The sequence below is a fragment of the Pseudanabaena minima str. Chao 2107 genome, from assembly GCF_051131155.1.
GTDB classification, from domain to species: domain Bacteria; phylum Cyanobacteriota; class Cyanobacteriia; order Pseudanabaenales; family Pseudanabaenaceae; genus Pseudanabaena; species Pseudanabaena minima.
Genome location: NZ_CP159508.1, coordinates 3,484,133 through 3,506,253, shown reverse-complemented (window position 1 = coordinate 3,506,253; position 22,121 = coordinate 3,484,133). Strand labels below are relative to the sequence as shown.

The window sequence follows — 22,121 nt, the reverse complement described above, 5'->3', positions numbered from 1 at the left end:
TTTAAACATCAAATTTCAAATTTTTAATACAAAATAAAAATGAGATGACGCTTGGCGCATTTTGGCAGCTACATTTTTTGTAGACAGCTTTCGCAGCTAAATTACAGAAATATTTTTGACTTACTGTCGCAATTAATTACTTAACCTAGTTATTAAAAAATAGTAAATAAGTATTTATTACTACAGACTTAGCCATTCTAAATCTGAATAATCAGGGAGAATGAATAATATTAATATATTCAAATCTATCTTTATATCTACGATAACGAGTGGCGGTACATTTGACAATATAAGCCGCCATGATAAATCTAAATAGTGCATATAATCTTGGCTTATTTGCATCACAGAATTTAAGAGCAATCAAGGGCAATCCCCATGTACGAAAGCACAGCTACACTTTCATACACTGGTATCGCAGCACTAAAAAAATCCAAAACTATGTAGCAAATTTTTATTTTGGTAGAATTTTATTTCTATGACTATTTACGTCTTATTGGTCTTAGGAAACTTTTAGCGATCGCTGATCGAAATAGTTTCTACTTCGGCAATCTCTAAATTAGGCAATTGCACCAATTCTCGTTCTTGTTCTTGTAAGGCAATCATGGGGATGCTCACAGGTGTTGGTGATTCGATCCAATATTCTGAGGTTGGCAAAGTTTCTTCCAGATCGTCAAGAGGTCGAGGAATAATCATCAAGGTATGAAACTCCCCAATGCGTTCAGCTTCGTACATTCCTGCTTCGATCGCGATCGCCACATCAGCGACATTGCCACGAATAATTGCTGTGCATAAACCTGCCCCAATAGTTTCATAGCCAGCCAGATTCACATCTGCTGATTTCAACATCATATCAGCGGCTCCCACCATCGCGGGAAAGCCTCTAGTTTCCAGTAACCCAACCGCTTGATTACTCAAACGGCTATATTGACCATCAGTTAACTGACTAAGGCGACTACTAATTGGCAGAATCGCTTCTAAATTGGGGTAAGGACGGGGAATCACAATTGTGGAGACTAGTTGCCCAAATTCTTTAGCAGTTTCGGCTCCTGCTTCGACAGCCATGCGAACATCGGTAATTGAACCACGGATGATCGCCGTACAAAAACCATTGCCCACTTTTTCATATCCAACCAGTCTCACAGTTGCCGATTTGAGCATCATGTCAGCAGTTCCCACGATCGCAGGGAAACTAATAGTTGAGACCATTCCCAAAGCACTTCCTGATAGATCGATTCTTTGAGATGCACTACTAGACATTAGCTAACACAATGATTGAAAGAATATATGTGGAGGCTAGCGCACTCGACATTACCCTGTATCTTAACTGATATACAGCATTTTGCTGTTGAAAGTCACACAGTATATCAATCCCCAATGATTTATGAAAGCGTCCTCCGTGACTCCAGCTTGGCAAAGAGGTAGAGTCTAAATTTCTAATCTATGGAAACGCAAAGATGAGCGGCGGCGCTTCGCGCCGCCACTCATCTTTTGGGTTTTATGTCCTAAACAAAACTTACATTGCTATAGTCCTTAGTCGCCTCGCCATAACAGTCTGGCATAACCCACGTTTTCGATTTGTGACGAATTTTCAAAAAAAGCTCTGTAGCATCTCTGAGCAATAATACCAATTCACGAAAGAGTGGCAACACTTTCGTGAATTAAAACCCAAAACCAGTAAGGGTTTTAAAAACACAAAATGGCTATGCCATTTTGTGTTTTGGTATAAGTAGCTAGGCATAATTAATTACAAACCAAAACCCGTAGAGTTGCGCCCCGCAGGGGCGCAACTCTATGGGTTTTGGTAATTTATTTTGCTCAGGTACTTATGTGGGGCTTAGAGTCCTATCAGTTAATAGTCCTCTTTGTAGGATGAGCAATGCTGAAGCCTAGACCATTACAAATGAATTATGAAAGCTATAGATCTTCCAATACAATTTTTAAGCTACAAATAGTCTAAAGTTTAATTGTGATAATAATCATGAGCAAACTATGCTTAAACAAATAGTTTATGGCGATTTTAAAGAATTTGTGGAAATCAAGCCTACAAGATGGGCTTCTCACAAATTTTCGCAATCCACTATGATGTAGGTAGTAAGTTTTTCATGTATTTTTAAGATATGGAGTAATTAGTATCTCAAAAACCATACTATAGAGCGATAAATTTTAATACTGCGTTCAAAATGGTCTAAAGATAGGAACATGCAACTGCCTGAACCCTTGCCTAAAAAAGATTCCGTGCTAGTTATAGACGATACGCCACCCAACTTACATTTGCTAATAAGTATGTTGACACGTAAGGGGTATGAGGTAAGTGGTGTAAGTGATGGCTTAACAGCGTTATCAACCGTACAGACTGAAATGCCTGACTTGGTATTGTTGGATATTAATATGCCAAATATGAATGGGTTTCAGGTCTGTGAGCAATTAAAGTCACTTGATTGTACTCGTGATATTCCTGTCATTTTTATTAGTGCGCGGGACGAGGTTTTAGACAAAGTACAAGCTTTTGCAGTGGGTGGTGTTGACTACATCACCAAGCCATTTCAAATCGCGGAAGTACTAGCAAGAGTAGAGAATCAGCTCACATTGCGGAGATTACAAAAACAGCTACAAGAACAAAATGAACGACTTAAACAAGAAATTAATAGTCGGATTATTGCGGAAACTTTACTGCAAGAAGCTAATGAAAAACTAGGGCGCTTAGTTAATTTAGATGGTTTAACTCAACTTGCCAATCGCCGATGCTTTGATGAGTATTTAGATCAAGAGTGGCAGAGACTCGCAAGAGAGCATTTGCCATTGTCTTTGATCATGTGTGACATTGATTTTTTTAAAAACTACAACGACACCTATGGGCATGTAGCTGGTGATGATTGTCTCCGCAAGGTTTCACTGTTGATTAAGCAATCGGTACGTCGTCCTGCGGATTTGGCAGCCCGTTATGGTGGCGAAGAATTTGTGCTAGTACTACCAAATACTGACATAGAAGGCTCTATGGCGATTGCTGAAATTATTCGTAAAGGACTACTAGAGCTAGCTATACCCCACCAAGATTCTACAGTTAGTCAGCTTGTGACTTTAAGTATGGGGGTAACTTCTTTGGTTCCTATGATCGATTCTCACCCTTCAGTGTTGCTTACGGCGGCTGACTATGCGCTGTACCGAGCTAAAGAGCTAGGTAGAAACCAAACCTATCAGATTGGTTAAGGAATGAAAATTAATTAAAACCAAAATTTGTTGGGGTGGGCGAAGCCCGCCCCAACAAATTTTGGTTTTAATTGCACAGGTTAATTAATTTTCATTCCTAAGCAATTTGATATAGCAATCCTAAATGGTTTGTATGCGCCCCGAAGGGGCGCATACAAACCATTTAGGATTGCTATAGAATCTAAAATCAATTGATAATTATTTTAATTAGGCTTTCTAATAAGCGATCGCGTTCTATCGGTAAGAGATCGCCACTTTGAAGAACATCACGGATCATCACAAAGTGAATTAAGGTTCCAATAAAGGCGCGGGCTGTCACTTCAGGATCAGCTATTTGGAGTTGGGGATGATTGGAAAAATATTGAGTGAGAAAGTCAAGACTTACTTTCTCAATGTTGGTTACAAAAGCTCTTGCTAATTCTGGGAAACGACCAGATTCACCAATAATAATTCTTAAAAAGGTCAGAATTTGCGGATCTTCGGCAACATTTTCCAGCATGGTATTGGCATAGCGCTTCAAAAATACGCTTGGAGCTTCTTCAAAGGATTGCTGGCTTTGAAGCTCAAATATGTTTTTGCGACATGACATCTGTTGGATGAGCGCTGTAAATAAAGCTTCTTTATCAGGAAAATGGCGATAAACGGTCGCCTTGGAAACTCCTGCTGCTTCCACAATGCGATCGATGCGAGCACCTGCATAGCCATGTTCTAGGAACTCTTGCATTGCTCCTTCAAGGATTAATGCAGTTTTCTTGGAAGATAACTCTCGTTCTACAGGTTTGGCTTTAGTCATTATTGGGGCATTCATATACTTTTTGAGTAAATCTGAATTGTGCAAAGCGCGATTCAGATTTACTTGGCTAAATTATTTCGCAATAGGGTAAAAAAGCGATCGCTTTTTTACCCTATTGATATTTCTATCATACCCCTTGACAAACTAGACGAAACTGTTTAGTTTAGTTTTAAAAGAAAACGAAACTGTTTAGTTTTATTAGGATGTCGCCATGCTGCAAAGTTCTTCTGATGGTGGGTCGGGTATTAAGTCTCAACGCTGGTTTGGGGTTGCGGCTGCGGTTGGTGTGGTGGTGTTTGGCGGAGTGGTTTATGGAGTATGGCGATCGCAGGCTAGTCCATCGGCAGTGAGCCAAACAGTCATTGCTCCCGTAAAAAGTAATACGGTGACAGCATTAGGTCGCTTAGAACCTCAGGGAGAAGTGATTAAGCTCTCGGCAAACTCAACTAATAGCAATCGATTAGAGAAATTGCTAGTGCAAGAAGGCGATCTCGTACAGGTCGGACAGGTAATTGCGATTCTCGATAGTCGCGATCGCTTACAAGCAGCCTACGAACAAGCTCAGGAAGATGTCAGAGTGGCGCAGTCAAAGCTAGCGATTACTCAAGCAGGGGCAAAGCAGGGAGAAATCAATGCTCAACGGGCGGAAATTGTACGTTTGCAAGCTCAGCGTCAGGGAGATGTAGAAGCACAAGCGGCAACTGTCGATCGCCTAAATTCGGAATTACAAAATGCAGAACTGGAATTTAATCGCTATCAACAATTAGCTCGCGAGGGGGCGATTTCTAACTCGACTCTTGATAGTAAGCGATTGACTCTGAATACGGCTCAACGCAATATACAGGAAGCTAAAGCCGTATTAAATCGGATTCAGAATACTAGCCCTGCTCAAATTTATCAGGCGGAGGCAAATTTAGCGCGAGTAGCGGAAGTGCGGGCGGTGGATGTGGAGGCGAATCAGGCGGAGGTCGATCGCGCGATCGCTGCCATGAAGCAGGCAAAGGCAAATCTCGATCAAGCCTATGTCAAAGCACCGATCGCTGGCGAGGTGCTAGAAATTCATACCCGTGCGGGTGAAGTTATCTCCAGCAATGGCATTGTTTCCATTGGCAAGACGCAGCAAATGTATGCGATCGCGCAGGTTTATCAGAGCGATATCCAAAAGGTTAAACCTAATCAACAGGTGAAGATTTTTAGCGATTCCATTAATAGCGAATTGCTAGGAAAGGTCGAGCGCATTGATTCACAGGTGAAGCGGCAAACTATTGTCAATAGCGATCCGAGTACAAATATTGATGGTCGAGTTGTGGAAGTCCATGTCGTACTAGATCGAGATTCGAGCAAAAGAGCCGCAAAGTTTACGAATTTGCAAGTGACGATGGAGATTGAGCAATGAGCATGATCCAACAAATTCAACGCCGAACTCCATTGGGGTGGTTGCAACTGAAGCGCGAGCGTGGGCGATTAGTGGTAGCGATCGCGGGCATTGCCTTTGCCGATGTGCTGATGTTCATGCAACTGGGATTTCAAAGCGCTTTGTATGACAGCAATACGAAGCTTAGTCGCTCCCTAGATGCCGATATCGTCCTAGTTAGTCCTCAAGCTCGGAACACCCAAAATTTGAGTACATTTTCACGCCGCAGACTCTACCAGTCCAAGGATATTGCAGGGGTAGATTCGGCTGAAGTCTTCTATTCCAATATCATTACTTGGAAAAATCCTGATAGTCGCAAAGAAACTTCTGTACAGGCGATCGCCTTTAATCCTGACAAGCCAGCGTTGAATCTGCCTGAAATCAATCAGCAACTCGACAAAATCAAAATTCCCGATCGCGTGCTATTCGATCGCAAGTCACGGGGCGATTACACAAAGGCGATCGCGATCGTCGAACAGGGCAAGCCCGTTCAAACCGAAGTTGATCGCCGTAACGTGTTAGTTACAGGGCTGTTTAGTCTAGGCGCATCCTTTGGAGCCGATGGCATTGTGGTGGTTAGCGATCAAACTTTTCTGCATTTCTTTCCCAAACGCGACGTAGCGAGTATCAGTTTAGGACTAGTTAAAATTAAGTCTGGCTATGACCCTCAGCAAGTTGCGACCGAGTTAAAAGCCTATTTGCCCAACGATGTCCGTGTCCTCACCCATGCCGAATACATTGAATTTGAAGAGAGTTTTTGGAAGACTGAAAGCCCGATTGGATTCATTTTTGGTTTGGGAACGGCAATGGCATTTGTGGTGGGGGTGGTGATTGTTTATCAAGTACTATCCACCGATGTTAATAGCCACATTAAGGAATACGCCACCTTTAAAGCGATGGGCTATCGCAATCAATATTTGCTAGCGATCGTTTTTGAAGAGGCAATCATTCTTGCGTTCTTGGGATTTATCCCTGGGGTGATTATCCCGATTGGGTTATACAGCCTTGCCGCAGGTGCGACCGCTTTACCGATCGCCATGACTACGGCAAGAGCTACGACGGTTTTTATGCTCACTGTTGCAATGTGCATTCTTTCGGGAGCGATCGCAACGCGCCGCCTGCAATCTGCTGACCCTGCCGATATGTTTTAGAAGCGCCATTTAAGAATTGGATAGATCCCCCCCAGCCCCCCTTAAAAAGGGGGGAGAATTTATCTTCTTCCCCCTTTTTAAGGGGGATTGAGGGGGATCTTTTAGGATTATTGACAACAGAAAGTAATTCTTAAATGGTTTCTAAAAACCTTACTGGTTTTGGTTTTCAATTCACAAATAAGGAAGCACGATTATGCCCTCATCCCTATCTTCTCTAGCTAAGCCACGCTATTCTGACTCCTATCGCTTTAAACTTACCGAAAGAGAATTTGAAGTCCTTACCATGATTGTCGAGGGCAAAAGTAACCCTGAAATTGCTTCTCATCTCTATCTCAGTCTCAATACGATTAAGTCCCATGTCAATGGCATTTTCAACAAACTGGGCGTAAGCGATCGCGTGCAAGCCGCAGTTTTTGCCGTTCGCAATCAGTTAGTTTAAAACCAGATTTTTGACAACCCAACATCCCTACACAAACCCATGCAAACATTAATAGCCAATGAGAGCGATCGCGATCCAACCAAAACCCCTGTGATCACTGTCCAAAATCTCAATCATTTCTTTGGACATGGACAATTACGCAAGCAAGTTCTATTTGATATTAATTTAGAAATTAATGCGGGTGAAATTGTAATCATGACGGGACCTTCTGGCTCAGGGAAAACCACATTATTGACCTTAAGCGGCGGCTTGCGTTCGGCTCAAGAGGGAAGTCTCAAAGTCTTAGGACAAGAACTATGCGGAGCCAGTGCCGAAACCCTCACCCTCGCGCGTCGGAACAATGGCTATATTTTCCAAGCCCATAACCTGCACCATAGTTTAACGGCTTTGCAAAACGTGAAAATGGGGCTGGAATTGCATAATCATCTATCCCTCCAAGAAATGCGCGATCGCGCTGCTGTCATGCTCGATCATGTGGGTCTGGGTAATCGCTTAGATTATTACCCTGATGATCTATCGGGTGGTCAAAAGCAACGGGTAGCGATCGCCCGTGCGCTGGTCAGCCATCCCAAAATTGTCCTAGCCGATGAACCAACGGCGGCACTAGATAGTAAATCTGGGCGTGATGTGGTGAACTTGATGCAAACCCTAGCCAAGGAGCAGGGATGTACGATTTTGCTAGTTACCCACGACAATCGCATTTTAGATGTCGCGGATCGCATTGTAGAAATGGAGGATGGTAATCTCACTAATAACTCGATAAACAGATAAGAAATTTGTGAAGATACGGGAGAAGGGAAGAATCGCTTGGTATTCGTAGATTGCTTCGGTCTAACGGCTGAGTTATACGGCTCTTCGCAGAGACTTATAGCTGGTCTTGATCGAGTTTTTCTATAGCAAGTGCTTCCATCAACGGCTTCAGATCTAGATACATTGTGCGATATGGATTGATTGGTGGTAGAGGTTCGGTAGGATCGGCAAACTCAAATCCTAGCTTTTCATAGAAACCAGATGCATCATAAGCTGGATCAACATCAAAATCGTAAAGTGCATCTACAGTGATAAATCTGACCCCGATGATAGGCACTACTTCAGTAATCACATAATCGATCGCCCACTCCATAAACCTTAGCCCAAGACCTTTTGTGCGGCGATCAACGGCAAGAAGCCCAACCTTGACGGCTGGGAAAGTCCGATATTTCACACCTTCTTGAATCAGTAGAGTGTCTTCAACCTCTAATTTATCTGCTAGAAGCGTAATGTAACCAGCTAGAGAATCCTCAACCCTAGCAATCCAGCATTGGCAAAGATAAGCATCCGCTTCTCGTTGAATTCGTCCCTGTTTCCAATAGGTAACAAATTCTCCCCTGACACAACGAAACCCCTGACCAAGTTGTCGGAGTTCAGGGGTTAGCGTTTCAATATTGATTTGGGAGAAATCAAATCCATCGAATTTACCAGAACTAGCCATGTTTCTGTGCTTTGCGACGACGGGCAGCAATACGCTTTGCTAGAGCAAGCATTCGATCATTAACCACTGCCCCACCAGAGTCGATCGCTTCTAGCAATTTCTTGGCAGCAAGTCCTGAAACGGGCTTAGATTGGGTATGAAAAGGATATTTCATTGTCAAGACACTAATCTCTACATATTCACAATAGCAGATAAAAAGGTGAAATTAAACTTTAAATGTATGTTTTCTAATCCTTTATCATCATGCTAGATATCAAACTAAATCCAAACATTGCGAACATAAACCACATGAAGTTGGGATCTGAAAGGAATCTCTTGATTTCTTCGGGGTAAAAATAGAGAACATCTTTCTTAGCAGTTGCCAATGCTCCTGCAACAGTTAAGCAAAAAAGCCCTAGTGAAAATAGAAATTGTGAACGCTTAAATGGATGTACTCTTTTAAACTCTACGCCGAGTTCAAGATCAAATTTTTCGTCAGTCATAGTCAGAAAGCGCCAAAAGTTAAGAAACATCAGGATTACTCCCAAGCCAGTCCAGAAAAATAGCATCACTAGCAACCAAGTTGTCACTTCACCAACATACAAACTAGGTATTCCGAAAATTGCTAGTGGAAAGAAGATACAGCTAACAAGAGTAAAAAATACAGCCTTGGTTCTATTTTTCATTCTTGACGATCAAATTAGTTGCAGTATAACGGTCTAGTTGAGCCGCCTCAATCAATCTTTGATTTTTACAGATCGCTTTTGGTTAAGTCGGCTCCAACGCAGTGTTAGACGGCGCTTACTTTACGGATTTCTACGCTACCTTCTTCACATATTTGAACTGTGAGTTGATAGTTTTCCATCAATGACATTCCAACAAGAGGTTCTGAATCAGCTTCATCAATTGGTATAGTCAGATAATCTCCATCCCAAACTACAACAGCTTCATAGACATTAAAAACACATTCGCTACCATCTCCAAGAATAGCGCGTCCTCGTCTTTTCCATTTCAGATTTAGCTGATCAATCAGGTCTGGTGGCAATGAAAGCCAACCATTGAAACCCGTATCAACAATTGCATCTTGCGTGTAAATCTTACCATCAGAATCACATATTGAAAGTGAGATAATCGCCTCAAAGTCTGCGTTAACGATTCCCGTGATCATAGAATTCTCTTTGTACGTCCACCAAATCGACGAACGTGTCGAGAACCGACTCGAACAATCCAGATTTGAGCATTTGGGTGACGGGCTTCGAGTCTATTGCAAGCAGATATTTCACGTGCATCAATTTCAAAGTCGCCAGTTTCAAGGTCAATTGCTACAATTTTACCCTGATTATTTGCTTCGACCTGTGGGCGGATTTGCGTTTGATAGATTAGATCGCCACGTTGGGCAAATTCTTCTTTGCTATAGCGGGGTTGACGGACTTCCATAATTGTGAATTTCCCTAGAGCATAGCCTCATCTGGCATTATAGCTGACCAGAAGTCGCTATGATATAGATTGCTTTTGTTAAGACAAAAATAAGGTGCGTTACATTTCATTAACGCACCCTTGTATCTTGAGAACAAGGCAACCCGACGCACCCTAGGTAGAAAATACCGATTTGTAGCAAGGGAGCCTGATATTTTAGAAAAGAGCGTGGCGAACCAGTTCCACCAAGGTGCTTGACACCGTTTAGTAGCCATCGGAGCCACGCTTTTATCCCAATGATACAAGCTCGAACAATCGCTGGAGGAATAACCTCGCATTCGCAAGGACGAGTTATCAAAGGGACACAATAACTCAGCCCCAGTATAACCAATGAACATAGAAAAAATATGGATAGGAATAGATGTCTGTAAAGATGCTCTAGATGTCTACGTGTTACCGCAAGGTCTAATCTTGCAACAGCCCAATACCGAAATCGGAGTGCAAACCCTAATCAAACAATTACAACCAATTTCACCGAGTTTGGTGGTAGTTGAATCAACAGGCGGATTAGAACGAACACTGGTCAGTGGCTTGCAAACTGCGATGATTCCAGTAGCGATCGCCAATCCACGCAAAGTTAAAGGCTTTGCCACTGCTTTGGGAAAAGCGAAGACAGACAAACTTGATGCTGAAGTGATTGCTCGTTTTGCTCAAGCTGTACAACCTCAACCTCAAGCAATGGTCGATGCTCAGTCTCAACAATTGAGCGATCTCGTGCGTCGTCGTCAGCAGTTAGTGGAGATGCAGATAGCAGAGAAAAATCGTCTCTGCCGTGCTTCCAACACTGTTGAATCTGATATCCGCGATCATAGCGAACAGATCCAGAAACGGATTGAATCCCTTGACGAGCAAATTCAGACTCTGGCGCAACAGCAAAGTGATTGGCAAAGGAAACGGGAGATTTTGTGTTCTGCCAAAGGCATTGGCAAGGTCACATCAGCGCTTTGTTTGGCAGAATTACCTGAACTAGGAAAACTCTCTGACAAACAGATTGCTCGCTTAGTTGGTGTTGCTCCGATCAATCACGATAGTGGTAAACACAAAGGCAAGCGGATGATTCAGGGAGGTCGCACATCGATTCGCTGTGGCTTGTACATGGCAACTTTAGTGGCGATTCGACATAACCCAGTAATTCATGATTTTTATGAACGTCTGCTAGCAAATGGAAAGCTGAAAAAGGTTGCCTTAGTTGCCTGTATGCGAAAACTTCTGGTTATTCTCAATGCCATGATCCGCGATAACAAAACTTGGCAAGCTCCTACTTAGTTGAATGCTTGTACAATCTAATCAAGGACAAAAACGGATACACATTACCGTAATTTTGTCGTGCATATTTGGAATTTAGATTTTTTCTCCTTTCCTCTTGACTTTCAAGACAATCGCTACAAGATCGGCGATCGCACTAGGAGATAGGCGATCGCACTACCTCTACCTGCGGATCAGCCCCAAATCTTACGTGTTTCGCCAGCCGAGGTTTTGTTTAAAGTGACATAAAAAGACCAGCTGCCGCCTTCGCACACACCAAAGACGGAAGCGTCAGATACCCCTGTTAATAGGTAGTCTTTGGGCAACAGCATCTCTAAACTGTTATCTGGCAGTAGACTAGCACTGACCATCTTGGATGCTATGGCAATGTATACGTCTGACCAGAGGCGGTAATAAGTTGGCAAGTCATTTTGAACTGGTGTAAGCAGGTCTGTGGGTCGGCAGTTAGCATGAATGATTGTTGGAGTGGCTGTTGGACCAGCAATCATAATACCGCAGCCATCGAGTCGGGGAGTCACGAAAACATTGCGACTACTCCCAAGAATGGTGCGAGAGGCATAGCCTGCTCCCCAAGGCAACCCATAAGCATTTATGTTAGTGGTACCACTTCCAGCACTGATGGTTGAAGTGATGCCATCGGGGAGGGTTTCGTTCATTGTCATATCACATGTTCCACAATCTACATAGGTGACCGTGGCGTTGTTGGTGGTGATAGTTTGTTGTCCGGTGGCAATCCTGCTGACAACACCCAAGGACAGAATTCTGAGTTTGCCTGTATAAGCTTGTTTTTGAGTAGCCCAATCAAATGGCATGTATGTACTCTCCTGTCAAAAATTTCTTGGCTCGTAATGGGTCATAATCGATTGTGCTGTTGCTACCTGTCGTTAGGCAATCGCCACTATTAGAAGAGATGATTGCCCAGACTTTGCCGCTTACCCTTGAGATGGGTTAGGAGGGACTGTTACAGGTGCAGTTGGAGGTGAACCAGCAAGTTGAGGTTTGACCTCTGCTGCTTGCAACGGACTAATACCAAATCACAAAAGAGAGGCAACAGATAGAGCATCCAGTATGGAATCTCTACCGACAAGAGAAGCAATTACAGATTTAGTCATTTCGGAGAGACGATTCTTGACCAAAAGCCGCAACTCATCCATATTTTTGGGTAAAGAAAATCTCAACCCTTGCTTCAAATGTAGCCAAACCCGCTCAATTGGGTTTAATTCTGGAGAATGAGCAGGCTGAAATATCAAAATGATATTGTGAGGTAATCGTAAACGCTTAGCCCGATGACAACCAGCCTGATCAACTTGCAAGATAATTATGCTGTCTGCAAATTTCTCTGATACAAGGTCTAGAAATATTTGAAAACAGTCAGTGTTGAGATGACTAAATTCATAGAAAAAGCTTTCTCCCGTCGCAGGTTCGACGATGCCGTATAACCATGTAGCCTGAAACTGCCACTGGACTTTTGCCTTGGGTTTGACCCCACGAGCCGTTATTTTACGACCACTGATGGTTTTCAAACCAATCCTTGTTTCGTCTTGACAAAAGAATCGGACTTTTCCCGTTAATCCCAACACGGTCACGGCATACCATGCCACCATGGCTAGGTTATCCGAGAGTTTTTTTTATATTCCTCGCGTTGCCCTTGGTTTTGACTGGCGCTATAGGGACGGGCTACCTTTGGTTTTGCCTTCATTCGGTAATGCACCAAGTCATGCACATTTTTATAGGTACTTTCGATTCCTAGTTTTTCCTGTAGCCATTGTCGTATCTCTCCGTAGCTATTAAATCCTTTTTCCTGTTGCAGTTGTTTGTCCAGTGCTTTTTGCGCCCAATCTGGGATTTTGGGTATTCTGCCTACTCTTGGTTTATGGCTTAGTATTCCTGCTATTCCTCCCTCTCGATATCCTCTGATCCACTCTTGCACTGTGCTACGGTTTCTCCCGATTAGTTGAGCGGCGGCTTGCACTGTGCCAGCTTGCTTGCTTTTCAGTAAGTACAATACTTGCACTCGTTCTTTATCTGAGCCTGTTTTCTGCCGCCCTAGCATCTCTTTTAGCTCTTCTTCGCTTTCACTTATTTCTAATCTATATACCCCTGCCATTTTGTTATCCTCTTTCTCCTTTTTCTCTTATATCATCTGTTGCCTCTTCTTTGTGTTTTGGTATAAAATCTCTGTACGAGTCAAATGCTCTGATAATTTCACTTTCGCCATCATCATTCTTTTTAGTTGTTGCAGGCGAAAACGTCAAAGAGTTGTCCTTAGGAACAAACTGCAAATAGTATCCAAGGATTTGAGGACCTGGAATGCGAATATAGTAACCATCTGAAGTGGCACCATGCATTGCAGTCTCTGCTGAACTTTTACTAGCGGAGCCACTAGATGCTGAGAAGCAGAATAAGCCTCCACCTGAAGCTGTAGACTTTTCAACCACTGACTTCGTGTTTTTACTACTTCCACTTTGCGTTTTGATCCGAATGGTGACATCCTTGGCGATGATCATTGCGACGGGAAAAGCTGGAAGCAAATACGATTGTTCTTGCCCCTCATCATTCACCCAACTTTCCTTGCCCTCAAGGTTTTTCCCTGGCTGTAGATCTGAAACAGCTAAGCCCCCAGAAACTCTCATCGGAGCTAAATGGTAAAAAGCATTAGACATTTTAAAGATGGCAGGATTAAACCACCCTCCTCGATCAAAGGAAACCTTGGCAACCCGAAGTCCAATCTCAATATCCTGGTTATAAAATTCAGTTTCCTGCGTTGATGTACTGCTAGACGAATTGGATTGACCACTTGCAGAGAAAAACCATCCACTGACTGCCCACTTGCTGCTGCTAGATGCAGAAGCAAGGTTTTGCGAACTTTGCTCTTTAACAGTACTACTAGTAATCACAATATCTTGAAACATCCCATTTACTTCGGCATCTGCTTCCGTTTGAGATGAGGACATCAAGGGAGATGAAGGAGGAGTCGTAAGATTCGTCATACCTGTTGCAAGATCTTCCTTGTCAGAAGTTAGCGCTTTTTGGCTGTCAGTCCAAGTATCAAGCTTAGTCTTATTAGGGTTAGCCGCCTTTCGTTCTGCGTCAATGTCAGTCTTTAGAGCCGCAAGACAATCATCGAGGCTCTTCTGTGTTGCTAAAACACGAAGGGAAAGGTCATTTAGCACATAATTATTGAGAGCTTTTACCTTAGTTTCATGGTCGATTGGAATAGGAGGATTATTCGTATTATTCGGATCAGCTTTTGTTTCCAGAGGAAGATCCCCTGGGTCTGTAGGGGCTGTTGTTCCCACTGTTGTTGCACTCGCAGTCAAAGCGTTTGCTCCAGGAAATTTTTGGACTGTCTCGATATTTTTATTGGTTCGCTTTGCAGAGTCTAGTAACTCCCCAGCCAATTGCCTTTGCTTCTGGTAGTCATCAACAGCTTTATTCTCACTTGAACCCTGCACCTCAGCCAAAAGGTTCGAGTAATACTCTACTTGCCCAGTCAGTTCCTGCACCCGTCGTTCAACGGCTGACTTGTTAAATTTCCAATCTCGAGAGTCAAGCTGTGCCCTTTTTGCCTTCAGTGATTGCAACTCAGCCAGAGATGCTGTAGTTTCCTCTTGCTTATTTTTAAGTGCAGATGCTTCCGTTACTGCTGTTGTCAAAACATTGAGCTGATCTTGGTTGAGAATCGGTCCCCCAACTTTACTAACCAAAGCTTGATCTAATGACTCACCTGCTTTAGGCAGAGGTAGGCGAGGAAACGCTTTGACAACGAGAGTAGCCAAATCAGCAATAGCTTTACCATGGGCATTAGAGAGATCTTGTTCTTTCTGTTTGAGATCATTCTGCTTGTCGTCAACCTGTTGTTGTGCGGCTGCAATTTCCTCTGGTTTTACATCCATCATGTCCATCTGTGCCAACTCAGCCTTGGCTCGAGAAAGCTCTGTTTGTTTTGCCATCAGCTGATCCCGAATCGAATCTTGCGCCATGGTCAGATCCGCCGGATTGAGATTAGGCGTTAATGCCTTAAACCAATTATTGGGTTGGAACTGCACTGGATAAACGGTCATGGATTCATCAAGAGATGATCTAGCAGAATTTCGCATCCTTTGCTTCGTCACCTCAAGTTCTTCGGCAATGGATGAGGCGTTTAAGTATCCCAAAATTGTCATAACCTCATGGAGCTTACCCCTAACGACAACATCGTTGTACAGGTTATTCAGCTTTTCTTGTCCCACCATCCCTTCAGAACTTTGCCACTTGGCATATTCATCCAACCAATTTGCTTTGTCGTTTGCAGTTCGCTCAAGAGCAGCAAGTTGTGAAGAAGGAACATCCCGATCTCTTGCAGTTTCATAATCAGCCTGAGCTTGTCTGTACGCATCTCTGAAGGACTCATATGTCTTGGTTTTTTTCTCATTCCAGACATTCTTTTCTTCTAGATACGTTACATAGAGTTGCTTGCAAAGTTCGATTCGAGAGAGAGACTTTCCAGTTTTGACATCTACCTCCCCACTAGGCTCTTCCAAGAAATTGCCTAGACCAGCCCGATCTCGGATAAATGGAACTAAGTAATCGAGTTTCGGGATGAAATTGTTAATCGCTGTGTTATAAACCACAGAGAGGCGTTCACCATTTGGTCCAGTGTTAATACGATTGACACTAAAAAGCTGATCTGACAGGCGGAACTCGTTTTCTGCAATAGTGAATGGCTTTGTCAGTAAACTGGTATTAGAACTGGTGTCATATTGATACATCCGATAGTTCAGAGGCTGGGCAGGAAAGAGCATACTAAATAGTTGATCTTTACTACCACCCAACAGTTCATTGACTTTACTGTAGATGGTTTCGATAAATTGTGCCTTGTCTGTCATGGTAATCCTCCTGATTCTTTGCCTTGATACTTTTGTGCCTTGTAAACCCTAACTAAATCCATCGGCTTCACTACTGCAACACCATAGCCCTCCTTGGTTGTCGTTGAGACCTGAACCTTTGTAAACGCAGAAATTTCCATCATCATGCAAAACAGCGAAGTACTTTCCAGAACTTGAAACTAGGTATAGCAATCCTAAATGAGTTGTGGAAAAATAGAGGAGAAGAAATCAAAGCAAAGACTTGGAAGAATTAACTGAATTTATCGAGAGTAACCCCAAGAGCAAGGAACTCAAAAGAGCAATCGCGGTACAGATGGTGCAACAAAATATGACCTATGAGAGCATAGCCAAAATGTTATGTGTATCCACTAGTTTCGTAGGAAAGTGGAAACAGGTATTTGAAAAAGAAGGAGTTGCGGGTCTAAAGCTCAAGTATCAGGGGTCTCAAGGATATTTAGACGCAGCCCAAAAGCAAGAAATAATTGAGTGGTTGCAACAAAAACAATACTGGGAGTTGCAAGAATTAATGACTGAAATTGAGGATCGCTATCAAGTGGTATTTGCGTCGAAACAAAGTTACTATGAGATTTTTAAAGCAGCAGATATTAGCTGGAAGAAGACCCAAAAATATAACCCTAAAAAAGACCCAATCCTAGTTCAAAAAAAAAGACGAAATTACGGATTGGTTAAAAGCTCGTCAGGAAAAGATAAGTTCGGGCGAATTAGTTGTCTTGTTTGCAGATGAATGTCATTTATTATGGGGAGATGTTTGTGGATATGTATGGGGTAAGACTAACGAACGTATAGAAGTACCCATAGTCAATGAGCGTGAGCGTCAAACTTATTATGGGGCGCTCAATCTTCAGACCCAAGTATGTATGATTCAAGCCTATGAGAAAGGTAACTCTGATTCTACGGTTGCCTTTATGCAATATCTAGTCAATATGTATCCTAATAGTCAAATTGTTTTGTTCTGGGATGGGGCAAGCTATCATCGTTCTCAAGAAGTTAAAGACTATTTGGCAACAATCAATGACGGTAAAAGCGAATCAGATTGGAAAATTACCTGTATCCGTTTTGCTCCAAACGATCCTACTCAGAATCCAATTGAGGATGTGTGGTTGCAAGCAAAGCGTTTTATCCGTCATTACTATCACTTACTAAAGAACTTTGACAATGTGAAAAGGTTATTTGAGTTAGTCACTCATCTTCAAGTCTTTTGCTTTGAGAAGATTTTTAAATATGGCTTTTTTCCACAAATCATTTAGGATTGCTATAGTCATTTGTGTTTAGAAACTGACCTACGGTTAAACAAGAACCTTTGTTTGTTATAAATGCTACCTAACTTTTTAATTTTAACCTAAGTACTTTTGAAGCGTAGAACAGTCTAACTAAGTAGCTGGGCGCAATTAAATATAATACCAATTCACGAAAGTGTGACAACACTTTTGTGAATTAAAAACCAAACCCAGTAAGGGTTTTAAAAACACAAAATGGCGTAGCCATTTTGTGTTTTGGTATAAAACCCCAAAAGCTGTGGCGCACGCGCAGGGTATGTCACAGCTTTTGATTCTATTTTTTAATTATGCCTAGCTACTTATGTATTAGATGGAAACTTTCTGTCTAATCTGACTATAGGCGATTTAGCCCGAAAGTCAAATTTCTGCCTAATCACCCTATACGTCACGTTATACGGAAACTTTCTGCCTAAATACCCCATACGTTATGTTATGAAGAAACTTTCTGAATAATCACCCAAATAGCTTGTTAGCCCGACTAAATCGGGTATTATTTATACCAGTTACACTATTTATTTAGTTATGCAGTCCGAGCCACCGCCTCGAAAGCTATTAGACAGAGTACGAGATCAAGTCAGGGTTAAGCATTACTCCTATCGCACCGAAGAGACTTATGTGCAGTGGATTCGGCGATTTATCTTGTTTCATAACAAGCGTCATCCTAGCGAGATGGATGGCGATGAAGTGAATGCCTTTTTGACCCATTTGGCGGTAAATGAAAATGTGGCAGCATCAACCCAAAATCAAGCTCTATGCGCCATTCTGTTTTTATATCGTGAGGTATTGCAGCAGGAGCTAAACCTCAATCTAGTGGACTGTTTCATCTAAAATAGTGCAATAGATACGGTTATTCTTCTTGCTCAAATACTGGATAAAGATGTTTCAGTTTGACTCTGGCATCGCTTGTCGAAAACCTCCATATTACTTTGGATGCATTCTGATTTCGAGACTTTTGCCAAGCGTCTATCTCCTCTTTGAGTTTGTCCTTGCTAGGAATCCGTCTATCTAAACATTGTTTTGATAAGACACTCAATTCGGTTTCGGCTACATTCAACCAACTACCATTACGCGGCGTATGATAAATTTCTAGTCTTCTTGCTAAACGATGAGCTTCTGGTGCAGGAAATGCTTCATACAGCGAAGCTATATTATGGGTATTCAGATTATCACTGAGTAGCTTTACTTTTCGTGCATTCGGATAGTCCTCATCCAACAATTGACGTATTTCCTCAGCCCAATCTATCCTTGTTCGACTATCTCGGCTACTCACCCGTCTCCATCCTCGATGAGGGTCAACAAACATGAATAGGGCTTGAACACCTTCACGCTCATAGTGGTAGTCTTCTTTTTTATCTTGTCCAGGTTGCATCGCTATTGGTGGATAAACCTCTCCGAGTAGTTGCTTTGATGCTTCATCCATTGCAATCAACGGTTCTTCTTCGCATGGCTCCGTGCTATACAAGTCAAGGACGACTTCCATTTCTGCCACAAATCTTGCTAAATCTCTTTCGGGAATACAAAATCTCTGGGTTTTCCAAGGTCGTAATTCGTTTTTTTTAGAGTACGCCACACCGTTGATGCGGAAATTTCGGTAATAACTTGTCTTTGCTTGAGTTCTGACGTTAATAGTCTGATTGTCCACTCAGCACGTCCTTCTGGTGGGTCTGCACAACACAGAGCAATTATGTGGGCTTCGCTAGAGCCATCGACCTTGGGCGGTGTGGGGGGCGTTTTCCTTAATTGTCTCTCTAGTGCAGGTTTTTCACCTTTTTGCAGAAATCTTTGGCGAATTCGACCTACGGTGTTTCTATGCACCTGCAATGCTTCTGCTATTTCTTCATCAGTCCATGTTCTCTTGCTGTATTTTCCTTCATCACACATCAGTAAAATTCTGGCGTGCAAGATCTTTTTTGCAGGTGCATAGCCATTTCGACTAATTTGTTCTAAGTTTTCTCTATCCTCTACTGTTAAATAGACTTTATCTCGCCTTCCTCTTCCCATGATTAGGGCTCTCCAAACCAATATCTATTGCACTATTTTAGATGAAACAGTCCACTAGATGCAGTGCGAGCAAAGCGCCCCCATTATTTGCCGACGGTCTTGACTGTTGAAGAAACTTTAGAAATCTTAAAAAATCTTACGGGTGTTTATCAGATTGTTGCCAAGCTGCTTTACGGTTCAGGATTACGCCTTAATGAAGCATTGTCACTAAGGGTTAAGGATCTTGATTTTGCTCAAAAGCAGATTATTGTCAGAGATAGTAAGGGGATGGAAAGTCGTGTAACTATGTTGCCTCAAAATGTCGTAGACCAACTTAAAGAACACTTGCAGCAAGTCAAACGTACCCACCAGCAAGACTTAGAAAGAGGTTATGGGGAGACTCTTTTACCCTTTGCTTTACAGAAAAAATATCCTAACGCCGCTAAAGAATGGATTTGGCAATATGTATTTCCTTCGGGTCGCATTGCTAAAGATCCGCGCAGTGAATTAATGTGTCGCTATCATCTTCATGAAAGCGGAATGCAAAAAACACTGAAACAAGCTGTGAGAATTGCCAAGATCGAAAAACGGATCGGATGTCATACCTTTCGCCATAGTTTCGCCACACATTTATTGCAAAATGGCTATGATATCCGCACTGTTCAGGAGTTATTGGGACATAAAGATGTCAAGACAACGATGATTTATACCCATGTTCTCAATCGTGGCGGTAAAGGAGTGATTAGTCCACTTGATCGCTAGTAATTTCAATTATCCCGAAATTGTCTCAAACGAATAATTCAGTGATGAGCTTGGCGCATTAAGTCCATTCATCCACTGATTCACCATCTTGACCTGAACTTGTATCGCGTCTTAATAAATCATCAATCTCTTGCCAATTGATCAGACTTGCCTCAGCATCCTGCACTAACTCTCCCTTATGCAAGCAAATGAGCCGATCGCACCATGTTTGCACCAGATCGAGTTGATGGTTAATCATCACTACAGTTACAGGCTGAGGTAGTTGCGTTAGCTCAGTTAAAGTATCTAACAACAAATGCGATAAACCCCGATCTAAGGCTGAAGTTGGTTCATCCAGTAAAAGTACCTCTGATTCCATAATTAAAGCTCTGGCGATCGCAATCCATTGTCTCTGACCGAGGGATAGCTCTAGCTCCGAGCGATTGAGTAACTTGCGATCAATTTGCAATTTGTCGATCCATTTTTGCGATTGCCTATCAATTTCACTCTGGGGCAAATTTTGCAGCTTGAGCGGATAGTTAAGCGCCTCATGCACATTCATCCCTAACAAGCTCGGCTCCTGTGGCACTAGCATCACCCTTCGCCGTAAAGTTTGAATGGGAATTTCTTGAATATTTTTGCCGTTGAGAAAAATAGTCCCCGCCGATGGATCGGTCAAACGATTGAGCAACCGTAAAAATGTCGTTTTCCCCGATCCCGTTGCGCCAATTAGCGCAGTTTTGCTACCTTGAGCGATCGCTACTGAAATATTCGTCAAAAGTGTGCGAAATTTAGTTTGATAACTCACCCGATCGGTTGAAATCAAACCATTATTGGTGAGTACCTCGGATATTGCTGAAACCTTTTGCATAATGTAACTGTCTTTGCGATTAGCGATCGAGAAAATTGGGACGCAGCCTTCAATTCATTAAACCCTGTCTCAAGATCAATTAGGGAGAATAATCACATATGTATTTATGGAACCTTTTGCGAAATTTTATACAGGGAGTTGTTAGACTACCTCAACAAAAGCGAATTGCTTTTTTTTTGACAGGTTTATGCATTTTTGCGCTAGCGGCTCCACAGATTGCCCCCGTATCTGCACAATCAACTCAAGCCACCGTGCAGGAAATTCTTGATGGGAATCAAGTTTTTATTCAAAATAAGCGAGCATCTATCAATGATGTAGCCAGACAGAAGCAGCAAGTCCGCACTGGTAACTCTAGGACTGCACTTTTGTTTAATACTGGTGCAGTTGCTCGGTTATCGGCTAATTCAGTGCTAAATATTGGGCAATGCGCTCGACTGAGAAAGGGAACAATTTTAATCAATGGTGCAGTTAATGCTTGCTCAGCATCGATTACGACAGGTGTACGCGGTACAACCTATTTGCTAGAAGTGGATGAGTCAGGCAATCAACAGGTCACTGTATTAGAGGGTGAAGTTGTGGTCAAGCGCAACGCAACTCCCATCGTTGATGAAGATGATGAGCAATCAACAGTTAAACCCACAGACAAGCCAACAACTAAACCAACAACTAATACAGAAACACCAATCAAGCCATCAACACAGAAACCTAACCTCAGTTCTCCAACTACTTCACCCAAGGTGAAGCAATTTACGACACCAACTGCACCCACAAAACCAGTATTACCCCGAACGAACCCTCAACAAGAAGGACGACCTGTAGATCCTCTCAATGGACAGCCAGCCAATGATAAGCCAATACTCAAAATTGAACAGAATTCACAGCCTGACAATCAATCAGATGAAGTTGTCTTAAAAGCTGGAGAAAAGGTTGAAGTTAATCAGGGAGGTGCTTTGGGAATAATTCAGCAACTTACGGAAAATGAGTTTGTAGGACTACTCAAAGGCAATCTATTTCAGGGATTTACCAATCAAATTCCTGGGATTGATAAGGTGCGTTCAGTTTTTAACGGTCTATTTCCAGGTGTAAATTTCCCAATTTCAATTCCAAGTATCCCCACCCCTAGTATTCCTATCCCTAGCATTCCAAGTTTTCCGTTTTAATTCACAA

The 22,121-nt window shown here is 42.5% G+C and carries 21 protein-coding genes and 2 pseudogenes; 10 read left to right on the top strand and 13 right to left on the bottom strand.

What is annotated here, in order from left to right:
- Positions 1-510: 510 nt before the first annotated feature.
- Positions 511-1,257: a carbon dioxide-concentrating mechanism protein gene (locus ABM313_RS16075; RefSeq protein ID WP_434684186.1), complete on the bottom strand. Its 747-nt coding sequence runs from the start codon at positions 1,255-1,257 to the stop codon at positions 511-513.
- Positions 1,258-2,199: 942 nt separating this feature from the next.
- Between ABM313_RS16075 and ABM313_RS16070 the strand changes: the two genes are divergently transcribed.
- Complete coding sequence (locus ABM313_RS16070; RefSeq protein WP_434684185.1) at positions 2,200-3,207, top strand: diguanylate cyclase domain-containing protein; 1,008 nt, start codon at positions 2,200-2,202, stop codon at positions 3,205-3,207.
- Between the two features lie 187 nt (positions 3,208-3,394).
- On the opposite strand, the gene ABM313_RS16065 is transcribed toward ABM313_RS16070, so the two are convergent.
- The gene (locus ABM313_RS16065) at positions 3,395-4,015 is read right to left on the bottom strand and encodes a TetR/AcrR family transcriptional regulator (RefSeq protein WP_434684184.1); all 621 of its coding nucleotides are present in this window, start codon (positions 4,013-4,015) and stop codon (positions 3,395-3,397) included.
- 196 nt (positions 4,016-4,211) lie between these two features.
- Between ABM313_RS16065 and ABM313_RS16060 the strand changes: the two genes are divergently transcribed.
- From ABM313_RS16060 to ABM313_RS16045, 4 genes and pseudogenes are all read left to right on the top strand, one after another.
- On the top strand, positions 4,212-5,396 hold the full coding sequence (locus ABM313_RS16060) for an ABC exporter membrane fusion protein (RefSeq protein ID WP_434684183.1): 1,185 nt from the start codon (positions 4,212-4,214) through the stop codon (positions 5,394-5,396).
- Positions 5,393-6,565, top strand: a complete 1,173-nt coding sequence (gene devC, locus ABM313_RS16055; protein ID WP_434684182.1) for an ABC transporter permease DevC — start codon at positions 5,393-5,395, stop codon at positions 6,563-6,565. Before ABM313_RS16060 ends, devC begins: the two co-directional genes overlap by 4 nt.
- A gap of 253 nt (positions 6,566-6,818) precedes the next feature.
- Positions 6,819-7,004: pseudogene (locus ABM313_RS16050) on the top strand (response regulator transcription factor); the annotation flags it as partial.
- 39 nt (positions 7,005-7,043) lie between these two features.
- Complete coding sequence (locus tag ABM313_RS16045; protein ID WP_434684181.1) at positions 7,044-7,775, top strand: DevA family ABC transporter ATP-binding protein; 732 nt, start codon at positions 7,044-7,046, stop codon at positions 7,773-7,775.
- A gap of 94 nt (positions 7,776-7,869) precedes the next feature.
- Here the strand turns inward: ABM313_RS16045 and ABM313_RS16040 are convergent, their stop codons facing one another.
- From ABM313_RS16040 to ABM313_RS16020, 5 genes are all read right to left on the bottom strand, one after another.
- Positions 7,870-8,475, bottom strand: a complete 606-nt coding sequence (locus tag ABM313_RS16040) for a GNAT family N-acetyltransferase (RefSeq protein WP_434684180.1) — start codon at positions 8,473-8,475, stop codon at positions 7,870-7,872.
- Positions 8,468-8,629, bottom strand: coding sequence for a hypothetical protein (locus tag ABM313_RS16035; protein ID WP_434684179.1), 162 nt, complete (start codon positions 8,627-8,629; stop codon positions 8,468-8,470). Before ABM313_RS16035 ends, ABM313_RS16040 begins: the two co-directional genes overlap by 8 nt.
- A 73-nt stretch (positions 8,630-8,702) precedes the next feature.
- Positions 8,703-9,140, bottom strand: a complete 438-nt coding sequence (locus ABM313_RS16030) for a hypothetical protein (protein WP_434684178.1) — start codon at positions 9,138-9,140, stop codon at positions 8,703-8,705.
- A 104-nt stretch (positions 9,141-9,244) separates the two neighbouring features.
- Entirely contained in the window at positions 9,245-9,622 is a 378-nt protein-coding gene (locus ABM313_RS16025) for a clan AA aspartic protease (protein ID WP_434684177.1), read from the bottom strand.
- Positions 9,619-9,891 carry a hypothetical protein gene (locus tag ABM313_RS16020; RefSeq protein ID WP_434684176.1) on the bottom strand — a complete coding sequence of 91 codons (273 nt, stop codon included), beginning with the start codon at positions 9,889-9,891 and terminating at the stop codon, positions 9,619-9,621. Before ABM313_RS16020 ends, ABM313_RS16025 begins: the two co-directional genes overlap by 4 nt.
- Before the next feature lie 369 nt (positions 9,892-10,260).
- Between ABM313_RS16020 and ABM313_RS16015 the strand changes: the two genes are divergently transcribed.
- The gene (locus ABM313_RS16015; RefSeq protein WP_434684175.1) at positions 10,261-11,196 is read left to right on the top strand and encodes an IS110 family transposase; all 936 of its coding nucleotides are present in this window, start codon (positions 10,261-10,263) and stop codon (positions 11,194-11,196) included.
- 173 nt (positions 11,197-11,369) lie between these two features.
- Here ABM313_RS16015 and ABM313_RS16010 read toward each other — a convergent pair whose 3' ends face one another.
- From ABM313_RS16010 to ABM313_RS15995, 4 genes are all read right to left on the bottom strand, one after another.
- Positions 11,370-12,008, bottom strand: a complete 639-nt coding sequence (locus ABM313_RS16010; protein WP_434684174.1) for a hypothetical protein — start codon at positions 12,006-12,008, stop codon at positions 11,370-11,372.
- A gap of 222 nt (positions 12,009-12,230) precedes the next feature.
- On the bottom strand, positions 12,231-12,800 hold the full coding sequence (locus ABM313_RS16005; RefSeq protein ID WP_434683804.1) for an IS630 family transposase: 570 nt from the start codon (positions 12,798-12,800) through the stop codon (positions 12,231-12,233).
- Between the two features lie 2 nt (positions 12,801-12,802).
- Positions 12,803-13,303, bottom strand: coding sequence for a helix-turn-helix domain-containing protein (locus tag ABM313_RS16000; protein WP_434683803.1), 501 nt, complete (start codon positions 13,301-13,303; stop codon positions 12,803-12,805).
- Between the two features lie 4 nt (positions 13,304-13,307).
- Positions 13,308-16,064, bottom strand: a complete 2,757-nt coding sequence (locus ABM313_RS15995; RefSeq protein WP_434684173.1) for a coiled-coil domain-containing protein — start codon at positions 16,062-16,064, stop codon at positions 13,308-13,310.
- A 241-nt stretch (positions 16,065-16,305) separates the two neighbouring features.
- Here ABM313_RS15995 and ABM313_RS15990 point away from each other — a divergent pair.
- Together ABM313_RS15990 and ABM313_RS15985 are read left to right on the top strand one after the other, a co-directional pair.
- A protein-coding gene (locus ABM313_RS15990) for an IS630 family transposase (RefSeq protein ID WP_434684172.1) occupies positions 16,306-17,332 on the top strand; the annotation gives its coding sequence in 2 pieces (ribosomal slippage) (positions 16,306-16,724 and positions 16,723-17,332; 1,029 coding nt in all).
- Positions 17,333-17,884: 552 nt separating this feature from the next.
- Positions 17,885-18,163: pseudogene (locus ABM313_RS15985) on the top strand (phage integrase N-terminal SAM-like domain-containing protein); the annotation flags it as partial.
- 46 nt (positions 18,164-18,209) lie between these two features.
- Here the strand turns inward: ABM313_RS15985 and ABM313_RS15980 are convergent.
- A protein-coding gene (locus tag ABM313_RS15980) for an IS630 family transposase (protein WP_434683792.1) occupies positions 18,210-19,363 on the bottom strand; the annotation gives its coding sequence in 2 pieces (ribosomal slippage) (positions 18,210-18,922 and positions 18,922-19,363; 1,155 coding nt in all).
- 63 nt (positions 19,364-19,426) lie between these two features.
- Between ABM313_RS15980 and ABM313_RS15975 the strand changes: the two genes are divergently transcribed.
- Positions 19,427-20,104 (top strand): integron integrase, encoded by a 678-nt coding sequence (locus ABM313_RS15975; RefSeq protein WP_434684171.1) that lies wholly within the window; start codon positions 19,427-19,429, stop codon positions 20,102-20,104.
- A gap of 58 nt (positions 20,105-20,162) precedes the next feature.
- Here the strand turns inward: ABM313_RS15975 and ABM313_RS15970 are convergent, their stop codons facing one another.
- Positions 20,163-20,954 carry an ABC transporter ATP-binding protein gene (locus tag ABM313_RS15970; RefSeq protein ID WP_434684170.1) on the bottom strand — a complete coding sequence of 264 codons (792 nt, stop codon included), beginning with the start codon at positions 20,952-20,954 and terminating at the stop codon, positions 20,163-20,165.
- A 98-nt stretch (positions 20,955-21,052) separates the two neighbouring features.
- On the opposite strand from ABM313_RS15970, the gene ABM313_RS15965 reads away from it, so the two are divergent.
- Positions 21,053-22,114 carry a hypothetical protein gene (locus ABM313_RS15965; protein ID WP_434684169.1) on the top strand — a complete coding sequence of 354 codons (1,062 nt, stop codon included), beginning with the start codon at positions 21,053-21,055 and terminating at the stop codon, positions 22,112-22,114.
- Positions 22,115-22,121 lie beyond the last annotated feature (7 nt).